16 protein-coding genes are annotated in these 17,060 nt (G+C 64.0%); 13 read left to right on the top strand and 3 right to left on the bottom strand.

The window, feature by feature from the left end:
• Window positions 1-430 precede the first annotated feature (430 nt).
• Window positions 431-1,246 (bottom strand): alpha/beta fold hydrolase, encoded by an 816-nt coding sequence (locus tag GTV32_RS22980; protein ID WP_343287475.1) that lies wholly within the window; start codon window positions 1,244-1,246, stop codon window positions 431-433.
• Between the two features lie 194 nt (window positions 1,247-1,440).
• Here GTV32_RS22980 and GTV32_RS22975 point away from each other — a divergent pair, with 194 nt between their 5' ends.
• Both GTV32_RS22975 and GTV32_RS22970 read left to right on the top strand, forming a co-directional pair.
• Window positions 1,441-1,959, top strand: a complete 519-nt coding sequence (locus tag GTV32_RS22975) for a hypothetical protein (protein ID WP_161062760.1) — start codon at window positions 1,441-1,443, stop codon at window positions 1,957-1,959.
• A 3-nt stretch (window positions 1,960-1,962) separates the two neighbouring features.
• Window positions 1,963-3,138: a DUF6545 domain-containing protein gene (locus GTV32_RS22970; RefSeq protein WP_161062759.1), complete on the top strand. Its 1,176-nt coding sequence runs from the start codon at window positions 1,963-1,965 to the stop codon at window positions 3,136-3,138.
• On the opposite strand, the gene GTV32_RS22965 is transcribed toward GTV32_RS22970, so the two are convergent.
• Window positions 3,098-3,415, bottom strand: coding sequence for a hypothetical protein (locus tag GTV32_RS22965; protein ID WP_161062758.1), 318 nt, complete (start codon window positions 3,413-3,415; stop codon window positions 3,098-3,100). The two genes, GTV32_RS22970 and GTV32_RS22965, sit on opposite strands and share 41 nt — an antisense overlap.
• A 134-nt stretch (window positions 3,416-3,549) precedes the next feature.
• Here GTV32_RS22965 and GTV32_RS22960 point away from each other — a divergent pair, with 134 nt between their 5' ends.
• The gene (locus tag GTV32_RS22960; protein WP_161062757.1) at window positions 3,550-3,762 is read left to right on the top strand and encodes a hypothetical protein; all 213 of its coding nucleotides are present in this window, start codon (window positions 3,550-3,552) and stop codon (window positions 3,760-3,762) included.
• Window positions 3,763-4,439: 677 nt separating this feature from the next.
• Here GTV32_RS22960 and GTV32_RS22955 read toward each other — a convergent pair.
• Complete coding sequence (locus tag GTV32_RS22955; protein ID WP_161062756.1) at window positions 4,440-4,871, bottom strand: helix-turn-helix transcriptional regulator; 432 nt, start codon at window positions 4,869-4,871, stop codon at window positions 4,440-4,442.
• Between the two features lie 681 nt (window positions 4,872-5,552).
• On the opposite strand from GTV32_RS22955, the gene GTV32_RS22950 reads away from it, so the two are divergent.
• The 10 genes from GTV32_RS22950 (at window position 5,553) to GTV32_RS22905 (ending at window position 17,047) form a co-directional block, all read left to right on the top strand.
• On the top strand, window positions 5,553-7,538 hold the full coding sequence (locus GTV32_RS22950; protein ID WP_161062755.1) for a cutinase family protein: 1,986 nt from the start codon (window positions 5,553-5,555) through the stop codon (window positions 7,536-7,538).
• 117 nt (window positions 7,539-7,655) lie between these two features.
• Entirely contained in the window at window positions 7,656-10,145 is a 2,490-nt protein-coding gene (locus GTV32_RS24225) for a peptidoglycan DD-metalloendopeptidase family protein (protein WP_343287471.1), read from the top strand.
• Complete coding sequence (locus GTV32_RS22935) at window positions 10,051-10,692, top strand: hypothetical protein (RefSeq protein ID WP_161062754.1); 642 nt, start codon at window positions 10,051-10,053, stop codon at window positions 10,690-10,692. Before GTV32_RS24225 ends, GTV32_RS22935 begins: the two co-directional genes overlap by 95 nt.
• 70 nt (window positions 10,693-10,762) lie before the next feature.
• Complete coding sequence (locus tag GTV32_RS22930; RefSeq protein WP_161062753.1) at window positions 10,763-11,857, top strand: hypothetical protein; 1,095 nt, start codon at window positions 10,763-10,765, stop codon at window positions 11,855-11,857.
• Window positions 11,858-11,950: 93 nt separating this feature from the next.
• A complete protein-coding gene (locus GTV32_RS23735) occupies window positions 11,951-12,724 on the top strand; it encodes a hypothetical protein (protein WP_237422006.1) in 774 nt (257 codons plus the stop codon).
• Window positions 12,721-13,338, top strand: a complete 618-nt coding sequence (locus GTV32_RS23960; protein WP_272918303.1) for a hypothetical protein — start codon at window positions 12,721-12,723, stop codon at window positions 13,336-13,338. The genes GTV32_RS23735 and GTV32_RS23960 overlap by 4 nt, the downstream gene beginning before the upstream one ends.
• A gap of 28 nt (window positions 13,339-13,366) precedes the next feature.
• Entirely contained in the window at window positions 13,367-13,801 is a 435-nt protein-coding gene (locus GTV32_RS22920) for a hypothetical protein (protein WP_161062752.1), read from the top strand.
• A gap of 46 nt (window positions 13,802-13,847) precedes the next feature.
• Window positions 13,848-14,003, top strand: a complete 156-nt coding sequence (locus tag GTV32_RS22915; RefSeq protein ID WP_161062751.1) for a hypothetical protein — start codon at window positions 13,848-13,850, stop codon at window positions 14,001-14,003.
• A gap of 152 nt (window positions 14,004-14,155) precedes the next feature.
• Window positions 14,156-14,797 (top strand): hypothetical protein, encoded by a 642-nt coding sequence (locus tag GTV32_RS22910; protein ID WP_161062750.1) that lies wholly within the window; start codon window positions 14,156-14,158, stop codon window positions 14,795-14,797.
• A gap of 21 nt (window positions 14,798-14,818) precedes the next feature.
• Window positions 14,819-17,047, top strand: coding sequence for a hypothetical protein (locus tag GTV32_RS22905; protein WP_161062749.1), 2,229 nt, complete (start codon window positions 14,819-14,821; stop codon window positions 17,045-17,047).
• The last annotated feature ends 13 nt before the right edge of the window (window positions 17,048-17,060 follow it).

Here is a 17,060-nt window from a genome sequence, read left to right as displayed (position 1 = left end):
GTCCCTTCGGGGAATTGGGAGCGAGCGCCAACTCGTCCCCTTAAGCTTCACGATCGCCCTCGGTTCCAGCCGGGGGCGATCGTCTATTAACTAGGCGATGTCAGACAGCGCTAGTACCTCCTGCCTAGGGGGAGCGAGATCCGGACGATCCACGGCATTAGCAAGGGCCCAGGTCAAGAAGTCGTTGAGACACGGCCAGTCCTTAGCTGCCGCTTCAACGAGTGAGCCGAGTTCGTCGGGTGTCCGCGCGGTGAACGCGACTCGTTCACCTTTGGACGGACGCCCGCGCCTGCGTGGTGAGGGTGATGCCGTGGCCATGACCCCATTTTTCTGCATCTTTTATCCGGAAACGTGCAGCGACACGCACAGAGTAGCCGACCATGCGCCAATTTTGCGGCGAGCATCGTCAAATGCTCGGCACGTTTCGGTGTTACCGCTGGGCGGTGTGGGCCGTTTTCACTCGGTCGACGATGATCTCTGTGAGTTCATCTGGCTTAGTCTCTGGAAGCCAGTGACCCCCACTGATTTCGTAGAAGTCGACTTCGGAGGCAATGTGTTGAGTGCGTTCAGCTACCGCTCGTCCGAAGAACGCGTCCTGGTTTCCCCAGACATAAGTGGTTGGTGGGGGAGCGGTAGCCGGGATGGAGGAGTTCGCCGGCTTCGTGCTCCGTATCTGTTCCGCAAAAGCTTGCCGATACCAGTTCAGAGCTCCTGTGGCCGTAGCACCCGTTTGCATGACTGACTGGTAGTGATTGGCACGATCTTCGGGGAGCCCCGTCTTCGATATGTAAGTAGCCAGATGACGACGGAGGAATACCTCGGGGACTCTGGGAAGAGCGACCGCAGCCATGTACCAGCTGCGAAGCGGCTGGGTGGTGTGCGTCATGGCCCACGAGAGAGCTGCGTGATGCGGTGTTGACACGACAGTGGCCGATCTCAACCTGTGCGCGTACCTCTTTCGCATGATCCAAACCAGAGCACCACCCCAGTCGTGACCGACAATATGTGCGGTTGGAAGCTCGGCCGCATCAAGCAGCGCAACGACATCGCGAATCAGCGTTTCCGCAGCGTATGCGCTGCGGTCAGCAGGCTGGGCCCCTGGTGAATATCCACGCTGAGTGGGAGCCAGGACCCTGTGGCCGGCGGCAACTAGGCCTCCCTGAATCTCACTCCAGCACGATGCATCTTGGGGGAACCCATGGAGCAGGACGACGGGTTCACCATCGGACGGACCAATATCTATCACCTCAAAAATGAGGGAATCGGATGTGAAGCTTGTGAGAGCCACAGTCAGTCTTCGCCTTCCTGCCGAGCCTTGAACGATGCCCCCCGCATCGGCACCGAATGTTCCCAGCTTCTGAGCTATCGTACGTATAGGGAGAATCCTGAGTCGGAGGTTGACGCAAGGTGCCGAGGTCCAGATCGCGAAACGCGGGCGATGTGGGCGCTAATGCTGCGAAAGGCCAGATCGACAGCGTCCTGCGCGAGATCCCGTTGGTGCCGCCGTGGACTGTCGACGAGTTCGCAGCGTGGATGGAGGACCGTTTCGGCCGCGACATCGTCTTGTCGCCGTGGCAGACCGCTGCTCCGAACGTCGGCGAACCAGGAGCATGTGGGCTGACGTTGGTCACTGCGGATGCCTTTGTCGTCAAGTACGGGGAGTTGAACAGCGAACGACATCAACGGCAGCAGATTTTTCACGAGTTTGGCCATATCTTGTGTGAGCACGGTGGTGAGAGGTTCGCTACCTCGATGCCAGTTTCCACGTCCGTGATTGCAGCGGGTATCGATCCAAAGATGATTCAAACCGTCTTGCACCGTGGCGTGTTCGAGACTGACGAGGAGCGGATGGCGGAGCTGCTGGGTACGCGGCTCGCAGTGATGAGTCGGCGAGTGCGTGGCGGGGACGGCCGCTTCGATCGGATCGCCTCCGCGTTTTTCGAGCCGACGAAGCAGTAGACCGTGGCCAGCTCGATCCTGGAAGATCAGACTGTATCTACGCTTCCAGACATCGTTAAAGCACCGTTGCTGGCATTGGGCGCCTTCCTGGTTCTGTACAGAATCCTCGTGATTCGCGATCGCCGGCCTACTTCGACGGCCGCGAACTGGTACGCCTTCTGGATTGCGGTGTACGCCCTCACGCGTGAGCACGCACTACACAAGTGGATCGGTGACTCGAGATATCTGTCGATGCTCTCGATGTCAGACGTTCGGAACATTGGCTACGCGGCATTTGCTGCTTCCGCGATGTCCTTGTTTCTGTTGGCCGTTCGATGGCGATCACGAACGGGGTTGGCTTCGCTCCGCCTATCCATCGTGGCGTGCACCATAGTGGTCGGCATAGGAGTAGCTCTGTTCGTGCTGGCCAGCCCAGCGCGAGGCTTAGCAGTAGAGGAGTTGCATAGTTGGAGAACCGGTGTGTACCTGACCCTCTACTGCGTTGCATTCCTTCCAGCGGAAGGGATCATCGCAGCGATATTGATTGGGATGGCACGGGCGGCGACAGACTGGAAGCGTCGCACGTTGGTGCTCCTTCTTCTGGCGGCCATTCTGGTGAGCGCAATAGACCTCGCGACTCGAATCGTGTCAGGTTGGATGCTTGCTGCGGGAGAAGTGAACTGGTTCAGTGAACCTCGTAGCGCAGTCCTGAATGACTTATTGTTCTACCCATCAGTAATTTGGCTCGTCCCAGTAGGGGCACCGCTGGTGATACAAGACATCAGAATGCGGCTCGGGTTTGCGAGCAGCGCTGAGGGCCGGATACAAGCATTGAGTCCTATGTGGAACGATCTCACCACCGTTGCCCCACAATACAGACTCGCCGAGTTGTCTGACTCCGGACTCCCCAGTGCAACCGAGCGTGAGCATCGGATGCGGATTGAGCTGGAGGACATTGTTTTTGCAATGGCGCGGTACCTACCGGTGAATGCCCAGTGGCCAGCTGATCCTGCCGACCGCGCACGCATGCTACATCTTGCTTGTACCCGCTACTCGGCCAAGAATACGCAGCCACACCCTGGCGGCGACACAGTGCAGCTACCGACCTGGGCGACCGACGACGGCGCTGTCGACGCAGTCGCAGCGGCCTGGATGAGCGTCACTGACGCTCGCCCCACTGCTCTTGCTGCTTCGTCATAGCACGAAGCTCTGCACGAACTTTGGATATCAGAGCTGGATCGCGCTCGGTGTCGCGGGTCGCGATGTGTTGTACACCAAGATCTCTGGCCTCGCTGTACATGAGGAGACGCTCGTGCATGACGATGATCGCGTCGGCGCCTGCGGCCGTCTGCGGATCGCTGAGGTAGGTGTCATCCACCAGTCCAAAGATCTCAGTTATAGCTCGTCGTGTTTCTACCGGGATATCGGTTCGATCTCCGCTCAACCATGCTTCAACAGCCTGCTCTGAGACTGCCATTGTGACTCGTTGCGAGATCCGGTCACTGAGATCGGCACTCGACAACGGTGTCTCGTGACGGGCGTGCCCAAAATGGATGAGCCGGGCAAGTCGCTCGTGGAGTGGGGGAGTCAGCATCTTCTTTACTCCTCGGAGTGATTGAACCTTTGTTCGAACCTGAGCCGATCGTCATTATCGACAGTGACATAACCTGCGATCCATCGAAGATAAAGCAGGTCATCGAAGTCGTCCGGGTCATCAGCCACGGGCTCAGTGCGGAGGTGATCATCAAGAACAAGAATGAGATCGCTCATCTTCTCGGCGCGGCGGGCAACTTCAGCCTGGCGAATAATCCAGGCGCGAGTTAGGCGGTCGATCGAGTGGCGGAGCGCGGCGACAGACTGTGTTGTGTCGGGGTCGAGGTCCCCTAATGCATCTAGGATCTTTCCCCTCCGGGTCAAATCCGCGAGGGCATCGGTTCGAATGATGACGCCGTGGTCGATTCCAAGGATCGGCTTAGTAGGCCGAATGGTGTGGAGGTGCGCTGGCTTGTCATCGTTCAGCGCAGTCGGGTCGCCTCCCGCCAGGGCATGACCTGCGCTCCCTGGTTTCCATTGCAGCGCCGTGTCCAGTTTTCTGAGAGTGTCAGAGTCCGGTCTACCGGTTGCTGCTCTCTCGAGGTTGCGAAGTGTCAGGTCCGCCGGACCGCCGGCTTCTCGAACTCCCCGCTGACTCAAACCCAGCTCTGTGCGCCGAGCCTCCAGGATTCGGCCAAAGCGTTCTAGGTTGCGATCCGCCACCACAGTCCAAACCTATCCGTTTGCCGACATTGAGGCGGGCACGACTCCTAATAGAGTTGCCCAGCGCCTGCCCAGCTGGCGGCAAGTTATCGAAAGAGATCCTTCTACGATCCTAAATCTAACGCATCACATGACGATATTGTTACGATGCAATGCAGAAGATTTGGCGAAGGTGGGCGAGGATGCGCGTAGGACGCTTAATGACCCCGTTGAAGGGCGAGGCTGACACGCCGGTCGGGAGTGCATCAGACCGGAGTGCCCGGTGGCCGGCGCCGCGCTCGCTCGTGAGCTGCACTGAGAACCTCAACCTCAAGGCCAAGTGCGGCAGCCACTTTGCGTGCAACATCCGGGCCGAGCTCAACTTCTCCGCGTTCAAGAGCGCCGATAAGAGCAGTGGGAACGCCAGCCGCCAGGCCGAGCTGCGGCTGCGTCAGGCCGCAAAGAATCCGATAATCGCCGGGATATCGATCTTCGACCGGGACGACGACAAGGTCCTCCATCCGCACGTCCAGAATACGCGCAGCCTTCGCGAGCAAGTCGACCTGCGGCGAGCTCTTGCCACTCTCCCAATGAGTGAGGGTGCTACGGCCCACTCCCGAGAGTCTCGCGAGGTCAGCCTGCGAGAATCCCCGCTCTTCACGGAGCGCCGCCAACCGAGCCGAGTCAAACCCCCTCATTACCCGCCGACTCACCGACATCCTCCGGCGTCCAGGGTCGTCATACCTCAACAGTTTGCCTCAACACACATAGTCGCAATACAAGACAACATCATAGATTGTGATTTAGAATGACCACATGAACCGGCCACACCGAAGCGGAAGGAATAACTCTCACTAGAAACGACAAGCTGGGGTCGGACGGCTGACGTCATGCGGCGTCCGACACCAGCGCCTTGAGGAACTCGCAGACCGAGGTAAGGCCCAGATTTGCCGATCCAACCTCGCCCGGTCCGCGAGCCCTGTGAATACCCAGCTCGATGCGGTAGGTGCGACATCGAATTGGGCGTCTCCCAGTCTATCGCGGTCGCCAGCTGGGAGAACGCCTGACCAGGGAGTCGCTCCACCGTTTCGAGGTCTTAGCGGAGGAGCCGCGTGAGAATGCTTCGAAACAACGTCTGCCGACCCGGCTCGGCTAGCCAGCAGTATGCGGCCGTCCCGGCGAGTGCGGATGGTGTGCAGCTGAGGCGGATTTCCTGCGCACTTGCGTCGTTGTTGGTCGTGCTGGGCGTAACGATCGGTGCGGCCGGCGGTACAGCCGCGGCAACACCTACATCCGGGGGATGCACTCCGCTGATGGCCTACCTGGTGCCAGGTACTACGGAGACGAGCTCGGGTGCGAATCCTGCTGAACCTCGCGGGATGTTGGCGAAGGTGGGGGAGCGACTCAAACGCGACTATGGACAGTCGATCACGGTGTTGTACCCGAACTATCCAGCCAGCGCGTTCGACAAAGGTGAGACGTACTCGGCGTCTGAAGGTGCGGGGGTCGCACGGACGCAGCAGTTGATGAAGCAGTGCCCGAACTCGCGAACCATCCTTGCCGGCTATTCCCAGGGCGCTGATGTTGCCGGCGACGTGGCTCATCTGATCGGCCATGGACGCGGACCGGTCGAGTGCAGTTCAGTGGATGCGGTTGGTCTGCTGGCCGATCCCAAGCGCGGCAACGCCGCGGTGGTCGGCCCTCAGGTAAAGGGAACCGGGATCTCGGGCAGTCGCCCGGGAGGGTACGGGTGCTTGTCGGACCGGATGAAGTGGCTGTGCGACCCGTCGGACCTGTACTGCAATGTGACGTCGAAGAACCCGGTCCTGCGTTCTCTCGGCCAGGTGTTGGGGGCCCCGGACACGGGCAACACCACCTCCACGTCAGATCTCGACTATCTGACGTCTGACTACTCGAACGTCGATCTGGCGGGTACGACGTCGACGGCATCTCTTCTCAAAGACAAATCGCAGGACCTGGCGGCCCCACAATCCTCCGGGGATGCCGGTGAGCTGGCGCAGTTGGGGACCTTGGCAAGTCAACTGGTCGCCACCTTCACACCGATTGCCGACACGCAGGCCTGGATGAAGGAGACCCCAGGCGCTCAGCAGAGTCTGACGAACGCACCCAAGGGATCTCCGCAGGCGCAGGCGAACGTGGTCCTGGACACGCTCGGCCGCATGGACATCCCCGGGATTGTGCGTTCAGCATCAGCAATCGCGAACACGGTTGCTTCGGCGGTCGGTGGCCAGCGTTCGACACCTACTTCGGCGGCGCGCACAGCCTCACCAGCCCCCGCTGCGGCAACGACCACACAAACAGACACCCCATCTTCGACGTCAACTGATCTGGGATCGGACACCCCGACAACGGAACAGGCGACCACTACTGCGCCGACGTCGGTGCCGGGCGTGCAGGTTCCGGCGTCTCCCGGCACGGCGAGCACTGATGACAGCAGTAGCCCGGGGACAGTGTCGGCAGCACCGACAGGTCTGCCACTGGCCGCTTCCGGCGTGGATGGAGGGTCAACACCAGATCTCACGGGATTGGCGTCGTCGGCGTTGCAGCTGGCCACTGAGGTGGCACCGCTGAACAGCACCGACAAAGCTGCGCTGCAGACGGCGTCGGGCGTGCTGGGTGTAATCAAGATCGACACCATTGTGTCGCAGGGACTGAACGTCGTTTCGGCGGTAACCGACACCGACTATGCAGGAATCATCGGTAACCTCCAGCGGCTGCCTGCGCAGCTGTTTGCCGGCGATGTTCGTGGTGCGCACCGGACCGCTGGTGTGCTGAACAACCAGTTCGCACCGTGGGTGAAGATGGCCTCGCAGATCGATTTCCAGACGGCCTCGCAGATCGCGGCGATGATCCCCGATCCACAGGGCTACGCCCAGATCGTGGCGTTGGTGTTGAACCTCGTGGGCAATGTCGACATCGTTCGTCTCGCTCGCGATGTCGGCCAGATTCAGGAGGTCGGCTGGAAAGTCCTCGAGACGGGCAACCTGCTGGCGCTGACCCAATTGTTGCCGATCGGACTGGATTTGGCGTCAGTCGCTCTCGGAGTGCTCAAGCCGGGACAGAAGATGTCGCCGGACCTGCTGGGTGCGGGCGCTACCGATCAACAAGCCCAGCTGGCGACGTCTATGCAAGGCCAAGACATCGGGGCAGTGCTGGGATCGGTGTCTTCGATGGCGACGTCGCAGGGCGCGACGGATCTGACCGAACTTATCGGAGAAGGCCTCGATGCGGCGTCGTTCCTCGCGAGCGGGTCGCACACCTCCTACGCCAGCAAGAAACTCGTCGAGGGCAAGACCGCCATCGACTGGCTCTACCAGTTCTTCCGCAAAGCGCTGGGGGGCTGACCCGCGACCGACACCACCACTGATCACCGATAGGGGTTGGCAGAGAGCACTTTTCCATTTGTCCGGGCGGGGCGCGTGGAAAGCGACGAATCGACGTAACACACTAAGGAAGGCGCTATGGGTGGTTCTGCATCCAGCTCGGGCAGCGGCACGCTGACCAAGCTGGCTCTCATCACACTCGTCGGCCTGAGTGTGATGATCGGCATCGGCGTGGCCGTGATGGGGTCAGAAGACCCGCCGGACACCTCGTGCCTGCCGAATGTGGCGGCCGCCCCGGCGGCGGCATCGACACCTTCCGGGGCGATGGGCGCGGCGGCCGACGAGGCGGTCGCGGCGGGTCGCTCGCAGGGTATTGATGTCGCGGTAGCGATCTCCGACAGCGCCAACCCGGCGGATAGCTTGATCGCCGGGGCAGCGGGGGCCATGCCGAGTGCGTCGGTGATCAAGCTGGCCGTCGCGCTGGCTGCGGGTGCACGAGTCGATGCGGGTGCGCTACGGATGGAGCAGGTCAAACCACTGCTCGATCCGATGATTTCAGTCTCAGACAACGACGCCACCAATCGGCTCGTCACTCTGCTCGGCGGCCGCGACGTCGTCAACTCCGCGGTGCGCGAGCTGGGGGTCCCCGCCCCGGAGGCCACACTTGGCCGCGAGCTGGGCGTCCCTGTCTCCGGTGCGGACCCAAACATGGTGTCGATCGGCGGCGTGTCCAAGCTGCTGCAGATCATCTACGACAGCGCCCACAACGTCGGCGCGGGCCGCAAGATCTCGAAAGCCTCGGCCAATCCGATTGTCGCCGCGATGCGCAACCAGCAGGTCAACACCAAGTTCGGTGCGGTCGCCCCCCACGATCAGATCGCGCACAAGACCGGTGAGCTTGCCGGCACATCGCACGATGTCGGTTGGTTCTTCGCTGGGCAACGGTGGCTTGCGGTGTCGATCCTGACCACATCACGGGGCAGTGACCAGGCCGCCGGCAACGCGATCATCAAGCGGTTCGCCACTCAGGTCTTCGAGGTGCGCGATCAGCCGGTCAAGGGCGCAGCGGCTACGCGTGCTCCGCCCCCCTCGACATCGGCACCGTCGCAGGAGTCCGGGGACAAGACGATGCCGCTGCGCGAGGGGAACTATCAGCTTGAGTCCCGATTTGGGCCGCGTGGGGGCAGGCAACATCAGGGCCAAGACTTGTCGGCCCCACTGGGCACCCCGATCTATGCCGCGGTCGGCGGCACCGTCGCCAAGGCCGGACCCGCGGACGGTTTCGGGAACTGGATCATCATCGACTTCGATGGCGGCCGCAAGTCGAATGTGTACGGGCACATGCGGGGTGCCGACATCAAGGTCGCAGCCAGCGACCAGGTCAAGGCCGGTCAGCAGATCGCCGCGGTCGGCAGCGAGGGTGAGTCCACCGGACCGCACCTGCATTTCGAACTGTGGGAAGGCGGTACCCGCCTCGGCGGTGGGCACGCGGTCGATCCGATGCCGTGGCTGCGTGGCGCCGCTCAACCCTCGGGGTCGAGCGCGAATATCCGCAACGTTGCGGCGGTGACTCCCGGACAGGGCTGCGGTGACGTCGCAGTCGGCGGCAGTCAGCTCAAAGCCGGATCGGTGCCACCCGCGTTTGAACCGTGGATCATCAAGGCCGGCAAGACCTGCCCGGAAGTAACCGCCCCCATCGTTGCCGCCCAGCTCGAGAACGAAGCCGGGTTCCGCACCGACCTCGTCTCACCGAGTGGCGCCGAAGGGCCGAGCCAGTTCATGCCCGGCACGTGGGCGGCCAAAGCCGTCGACGGCGACGGCGACGGCCGCAAAGACCCGCGCTCGATCCCGGATGCAGTGATGAGCCAAGCGGCCTATGACTGTGAACTCGCCGGCATCATGCGTGATGCACTCAAGCAGGGCCGGGTTCAGGGCGATCTGCTCGAACTGACACTGTCGGCCTACAACTGCGGCCCCGGCGGCACCCTGGCCGCTAAGGGGCCGTGCCAGAACGCCGAAACCCAGGCCTACATCAAGAAAATCCCCGAGCGGGCCCGCACAAAGTTCACGTCCATCGGCGTGGTCACCGGGATACCGGCGGGGCCGGTCGGTCAACGCACCGTCGCCGCGGCGATGAGATGGCTGGGCACCTCCTACGCATGGGGTGGCGGCACACCACGCGGACCATCCAAGGGCATCACCGATGGGGGAGTGGCCGACTCGCACGGCGATTTCAACAAGGTCGGTTTCGACTGCTCCGGACTCGTGCTCTACGCGGTGTATCAAGCCACCGGCGGCCGCATCGAACTCGGGCACTACACGGTGACCCAACTCAACGACCCACGCGGCAAACCCGTGCCACTCGATCAGCTCCAACCCGGCGACATCGTCTTTCCACCCGGTTCCAGCCCCAACACGTCGCGATCTATGTCGGCGACGGCCGCATGGTCGAAGCACCGCAATCAGGGGACGTGGTCAAGGTGTCACCGCTCAAGAACCTCGGAAACGGGATCAGCGCAAGGAGATTCGCAGCATGAACAGCACACGCACCCTGGCCCGCGCCGCCGTGACGGCCGTCCTTGCCGCCGCGCTGGGGGCCGGACTCGTCGCCTGCGGCACCAGCGGTGACCCCGTACCCACAACGCAGCAGGCGCCGGCCCAGCAGTGGAACCCGGGTGACGAACCCGCCGACACCACCGAAACCACCACCACAGAACCCAGCGTTGCCCCACCGACCGCGGCCACGACACTGCCCGCCGACGCTGCGCAGGTCGACCGCACCGACGCCGCCGCGGTGGCAAGCACCGTGACACGAGTGTGGTTCACCTGGGACACCGCCACCGACACCAGCCCATCGGATGCCGTCGCGCGTTCTGCTCCGCTCCTGAGTGAACAGTTCCGCTCAAGCGTGCTCTCAAGCCGTGCGCTAACTCCCAGTGGCCAGTGGTTGATCTGGGCCGCAGGCAATGCCGAGGTCATGCCGACCGTGACGGCGGGAACCAACCAGGGTGCCCCCGACACACCGACCCGGCGCTACTTCATCTTCACCGTCAGCCAGACCGGCTATGGACCCGACCGCTCACAGGTCGGCTCGTCGGTCTCCCGTCAGGTGTGGGTGATCACCACCAAAGGCGCCAACGGGTGGGAGGTGAGTCAGCTCCAAGAGCAGCCATGACCAACAGACACCAGACACCGCCGACCACAACCCACCGCATTACCCCCCACCACTCGAAGGAGGACAGGCCATGACAGGAGACCCCCACAACTCCGCGGGCGGGCCACCACCGGAGATTCTTCGCCGCGGCCGCGGATACGACGCCGAACCACCGGTCACCTTGCGCAGCCAAGTCCTGCGCCGACGCCCATCGGTCGACACACCGGAGTCGGAATCGATAGGCACTGGCGACTTCCCCTCCACCAGCTCCACCGACCACACCACGTCGGACCCCGTGACACCGGCCGATTCAGGCGGCCGGGACGAAGACGCCGACGATGCCAGTCGCCCAACACGCCAGCGGCCCGCGATGTCAGCCGAGGCCCGGCGCCGTCGACGCACCGAACGCCAGCGACGCCGCCGGCACGAGCGCAGCGCGGCGAGCGGCACGGTCCTCGCCGCTGGCCCCACCTATGACGAGCACATTCCGTGGAGCGACATCGACGACCCTCTGCCCGGGCCAGACGTGGAGATCGATGACACGTTGTACGCGATCGCACGCGATCCGCAGGACCCCGGGCAGGCGACCGCCGAGACCGACAAGGCGGGTCGGACGTGGTCGCGAGTACCGCGTCACGTCGTCGCTGTCGCCGCACGGCACAAGAAACCACTCATGGTGCTGCTGGCCGGCGCAGCGGTGGTCGCGGTCCTGGCCGCGGTGGTCCTGGGCGTACTGGTCGGGGGCAATGGCGGAGACGGGGCACCGACTGATCCCGCCGCCGCTCTGACTGCTCCCGATCCGACCTCGGATCAGGTCGAATGCCCGTCACGCCAGGACGGTGCCCGCACGACTGGTCGAGATCCGGGCAACCAGACATCGGGGCCCAATGCCATCAAGGCGTTCAACTGGGGCTACTACCAATGGCGTTCAGGCACCGCGGCACGCGCGGTGGTATCCGCAAACGGCAAGGTCGGCACCGCGATCGCATTGCAGCAGTGGATCGATGTCCTTGACCCGAAACTGCGGTACTGCCTGGCCATCACCGATCAGGGCAACAACGTCTACGACGTCGAACAAACCCTGATTCCTTCCGGCGGCGGAGATCGCCAGCTGATCCGCCAAGACGTCACCGTCACCGAGATCGGCGGGAAGTACTGGATCGCAGCAATCAAATCCAAAGAGTAGCCAGTCCTCGACAACCGTCCAATCCGATTCCGAGAAGACCAGTCCAACAACACAACATCCTCGATTGATTCTTCACCCAGAAGGAGAATTCCCATGATCAACACCCTCATCGACCGGCCGCCAACCGTCTGCACCGACGCGGTGGTGCCGCATTCGGTGCACCACGGTCCCACTTCACCGCCAGCTGTACGCAAGCTGCTGGCCGCGCTGCTGGTCGGGGGCACGCTGACCGGTGCCACGCTGGTAGCTGCGCCTGCCGGGGCAATCGAGCAGGGCGGAGCCGATCCTGACGGTCCTTCCCAGAGCGGACCCATGCAGGGTGGCGTGGACCCTGAGGGGCCGCAGGCACCGTCAGCTCCCGCACCAGCGCCGCAACCGCAGCCGGAGGCGCCGAGCTACACCCCAGGCCCGGGCCCGGGTGTGATCCCGGCCCCTCCGCAGGAAGCCCCCTATCAGCCGTATGAGCCGCCGACCTACTACAGCGAGCCGAACTACAGCCAGCCGAACTACGACACCACCTACACCCCGACGCCGTCACGGCCCTACACGCTGCCGCGGCCCACAGCACCGGTGCGACCAATCGCTCCGCCGCCCAAGACATTGCGAGTTGGCAATGTCGTGGTGAAAGAGGAGCAACTCAAGCGAGACGCACCGTGGCTCAGCGATCGGCAGCGCAACAGCATCAATGATTGGGCCGCCTACGGCGAGTCCAAGATCGCGCAGGGATTGATCAGTGTCGGCGTCCCGGAGGACGAGGCGTCCCGGCAAGCAGCGGCCACCATCATCGGTGTCGTGCTCGGCGGCACAACCGGTGCTGCCGCGGTGGGAATCCCGGCGGCGGTGGTCGGTGGTATCGGGGAGCGGTGATCGGTGCCGGGGCAGGGGCCGTCGTCGGATCGCTTCCGTCGCCGGGTCCGCAGACACCGGGTGCCATCGCCGTAGGCGCCGGCATCGGCGCCGGGGTCGGTGCCGTTGGACTCGGGCTCGCCGGCGCGGTCGCCGGTGGCGTGGGCGGCGCGGTGATCGGTGGACTCATCGCTCACACACTCGGTGCCGGTGATCCCGGCGCCACTCCGCGCCAGCCCGCGCTGCCCGGACAGCCCGACCAGCCGCCCACACCTCGCCCACAACCACGCCCGGCTCCCGCGCCGCAGCCCAACCCTGGCGGCAACCAGTTCGAACTGCATCTGCCGGCCCAACAGGCCGCCAAAGCTGGCCTGCCCGAGGTGCATTACCAGGTCAACATGCGCGGCGACGTCAACGCCTCCGCCAACGTTGGCGGACGACCGGTCACCGCAGCCTGGTCCGCGCAGCAAGCCCAGGCACCGTACAAGGCGCTCGGCGGCGCCGCCCAACAGGTGCAAAAGACCGCGCACGACATCACCCGCAAGGCCACCACCGAACTGCAGAAGATCGTGCCCGGCGCACAGATTCGGTGGCCCCAGGAATCCGCCCCCACCCCGAAACGGGCGCGGCGCTAACCCATCACCACCAGCAAAGGAGGACACCATGACTACACATCACCTGCCATCGCTGCCACCCTCACGGCGGCGGCGCACCCGGGCGGCAACGCTCGCGGTGACCAGCATTGCGGTCGCAACCGCCGCGATATGGCTGGCCGGACCTGCCAGTGCGGCCACAACCCACGACCTCGCCGAGGCGTGGAACCCTCTCGGCGGCATCACCCCGGACTTCTCGCTGTTCGGTCCGACCGTCGGGCAAACCTGGCGCCGGGTGATGGGCGCCTTCTGGGCAGCGTGCTTGGCCGCGTGCACCATCTGGGTCGTTCTGGCCGGCGCGAAGTGGTCCTCGGCCAACCGCCGCGGCTTCGCCGGCCAGCAGGTCGAGGCCAAATCATCGTTCGTCGATGCCTGCGTCGGCCTGGCCGCCTGCGCCGCAGCCTCCGTCATCATCGCCGGCGTCCTGTTCGCCGTCGGCGTCTAGCCCGACCCCACCACCCCGTCGTCATCCACAACTGAAGGAGCATCACATGTCCGCATCGTCATCGTCGCCACGTCCCGCGCGCGGTCGTCCGACCAGCTCGGTCGCCAACCAGCACGCCCGCCGCCGCGTCCGCACCCTCCTGATCTTCGGGCTCTTGTTCCTCGTGACCGTGATCATTTTGCTGATCAGCCTGGCCCTCTAAGCAACGAACGAAAGGCAATCCTCATGAGCCCCAGGAAGTCCAGTACCCCCAACTACAGCGCGGTCTCCGCGTCCCCGTCGACACAGCAGGGAGGGCCACCCCCGCCGGATGGAGCGTGGCGCTCACCGGGATCAGTGTTCGGTACCAAGCGTGTGCTGATCGGTGCCGCAGCACTGTTGGTGATCATTCTGCTGATCTTTGGCGTCGCGGCGGCGTGCGGCGGTTCCGGCGATGACGAGAGTGCCACTGACGTCACCAGTTCCGGTATCGGTTCGGCCCACGGACCGGCCTCGATCGTGGCCGGCATTCCGGCCAAGTACACCCACGACAAACCGGGTGCGGCCACAGCGGCGGTCAACTTCGCCCAGTCGGTCGATCAGGCCCGCGACGGCAAGGTCAGCGGCGACAAGCTCAAAGACATCGCCGTCGGTCCGGAACCGAGCGAGGCCTTGACTCAGGTGCTTGCGGTGGCGTCGGGCCGGGCTGAGGACCGCTCGGTGTTCAACTCCGCCCCGGCCATGGTGACCGTCCCGAACTACACCGACGACCGAGCCACCGTCGCGGTGTGGTCAGTGGGCGCCTCGCAGGCCCCGGTCAATGACGCCGGCAAGGTCGGCGTGCTGACGCTGTGGACCACGACCACGGTCACGTTGGGGTGGTTTGACAACGACTGGAAGGCCATCGACTGGCAGTTTCAGGCCGGCCCGAATCCGGAAGAAGCGACCTTCCCCGAAGCTGATGCGGCGCTGTCGAAAACGGCAATGAGCGGCTACTACAGCTTCTTCGTCAACTAACACAGGGCAGGAGGGCCAATCGTGGGGCGCACGCGAATCTCGATCCGGGCCGCACTGATCGTCGCACTGGTGCTTGCCATCCTGGCCAGCGGAGCCGGGTTGGGCTCGGCTGCCGCCGACGACGACGTTCAGACCAGCGGACAGTCCGGCCAGATACAGACCAACGGCAAGTTTCTGCCCGCTGGTTTTCCCGCACCACTCAAACAACTCGTGGCCGGTACCGACGAGTTCAAGAGTGCATCGTGGTTCAAAGGTGCGTGCGCCAATCGAGGTGGGGACTTCGCCGCATATCTGGCAGCGACGTTCCCCGCCGAGCCCGAACTGCTCTTTTGGAGTCGAGGGGAGGATGATCGGGCCAAACAGCTCGCCGACCGCTACAAGGACAACGACGAGCTGAGTCCAGCAATTCGGTCCGCAGATGATGCGAAACGTCAGATGCGCAACGGTTTTCGCCCCAGCCGCGACAACGGATGGCTCGACCCGAGCTACCCAACCGATAAGACCGAGGACTATCCCTCCACCGAACCCGTGTGCGCCGACGATCTGGCACGGTGGTCGACCAAGTCGATCAGCGCGTGGGGTTTCGAGTTCGCCGACAAACCCGATGAAGGATCGATCAAAGCCATGGCAGCCGGTAACGGCGACGTAGAGAAGGCAATCCGTGAGCCGTGCAAGAACGACGAGGCCGACGGCATCTGGTACTGCATGCATGCGTTCTTCCTGGACTGCACCAAGACCACCAATCAGAGCGACATCGCCCGATGCACACAGTGGAACTCCGGTGTCGGGCGGCTTTTCCGGGGCACCCAGAACTGGATCGACCAAAACAAGAGCTTCGGCGACCGCGCCAGCGCGGCCGCCAGGCCCGCGTTGCGCGTGGCCACCCTCGCCACGATGTGGTCCAACCCAGCCCTGCTGGCCGGGACAGCGTTCTCGTCAGGATGGTCGATGTTGTGGGGCCAGACCGGCGGCAAGATCAAAGAGTTCTTCGAAAACGCCGACGGGCTTCCCGAGGAGTGGGCCAACAACTTCAAGCAGGCCGCGATCGACATGACCACCACCGTGCTCCCCGGACTGGCCACCGTCGGTGATTTCGACCTGCGCCAACCCTGGTTCCTCAAGTGGTATGCGATGAGCATTGGTTTGGGGTTGGCCGTGCTGGCGGTGATGTTCATCCTTGCCACGGTGCGCGCAGCCCGATCCGGCGGCGCCAACGCCCTGGCCAAAGACACCCTGGGCTATCTGCCCACCGCGATCGCCGCGATGATGTACACCCCCATGATCGCGTGGATGCTGCAAAGTCTGGCCAAGGCGGTGACGGTGCTGATCGCGCAGATGATGGGCACCTCGATGGACGAGGTCGTCAACAACGTATCCACGATGCTCGGTGGACTGACCAACGAAACCCTGGTCGGCGGTGCGGTCGGCGCCATCATCGGGTTCGGCATACTGGCCTTCGGCGCGTTCGCGCTGTTCCTCGGGCTACTCATGCATCAGATCGGTGTCCCGTTGGCGTGCGTGGCGTGTGCAATCGGCTACGGCATGTTCGTGCACCCGACCTGGCGGCGCAAAGCCTTGCGGGTGCCGATGATGCTGGTGTCGCTGATCCTGTCCACGCCGCTGCTGTTCATAGCGCTGGCAGTCATCATCCAGGTCATCAATTGGTCGGCCGCCGAATCCACCACGGGTGACGGCAAGATCGCTGCCTGGGGTTCCCTGGCGCTGTGCTCTCTGGCGTTCTTCGTCGTCGGCATAGCCCCCTTCTCGCTACTCAAGTGGTCACCGCTGCTACCCAACGGTGAGGACGCCGACCGCATGGGCGACAGCGGCGGCGGAGCCGGACAGACCGTCGGCGCCGGCATGGGTGGCGCCGTGCGGGCCAGTCACTCCGGGGCCGGCCGCGACTCCGGTGGCGGCTCGGCTGCCGGAGTCGGCGGCGGGGGACAGGGGGCTCATCACGCAGCCGCAACCTCACATCACGGCTCCGGCTCCCCGGGCGGCGCGCACGCCGCGGGCGGGAGCGCGGTGATGCATGCCGGCGGCACCGCCCTCAAAGGTGCCGCGACCGCCGGTGGCCCGGTCACTGCAACCGCGGCGCGGCTGGCCTCAGCGGCGGGCAAGGGCGGCCACATCGCCGGCGGAATGGCCAAAGCCGGCGCGGCGGCAGGAACCCGCGCGGGGGCAATCAACGCCTCACAACGCGCCCATGGTGTCGCCGCGAATTCCGCTCCGACCGCAAATAACTCATAACCAGGGGAGTCAC

This window comes from Gordonia sp. SID5947 (assembly GCF_009862785.1).
Taxonomy (GTDB): Bacteria; Actinomycetota; Actinomycetes; order Mycobacteriales; family Mycobacteriaceae; genus Gordonia.
Note: the sequence above shows the minus strand (reverse complement) of the source record. Positions and strands in the feature narration are given on the sequence as shown.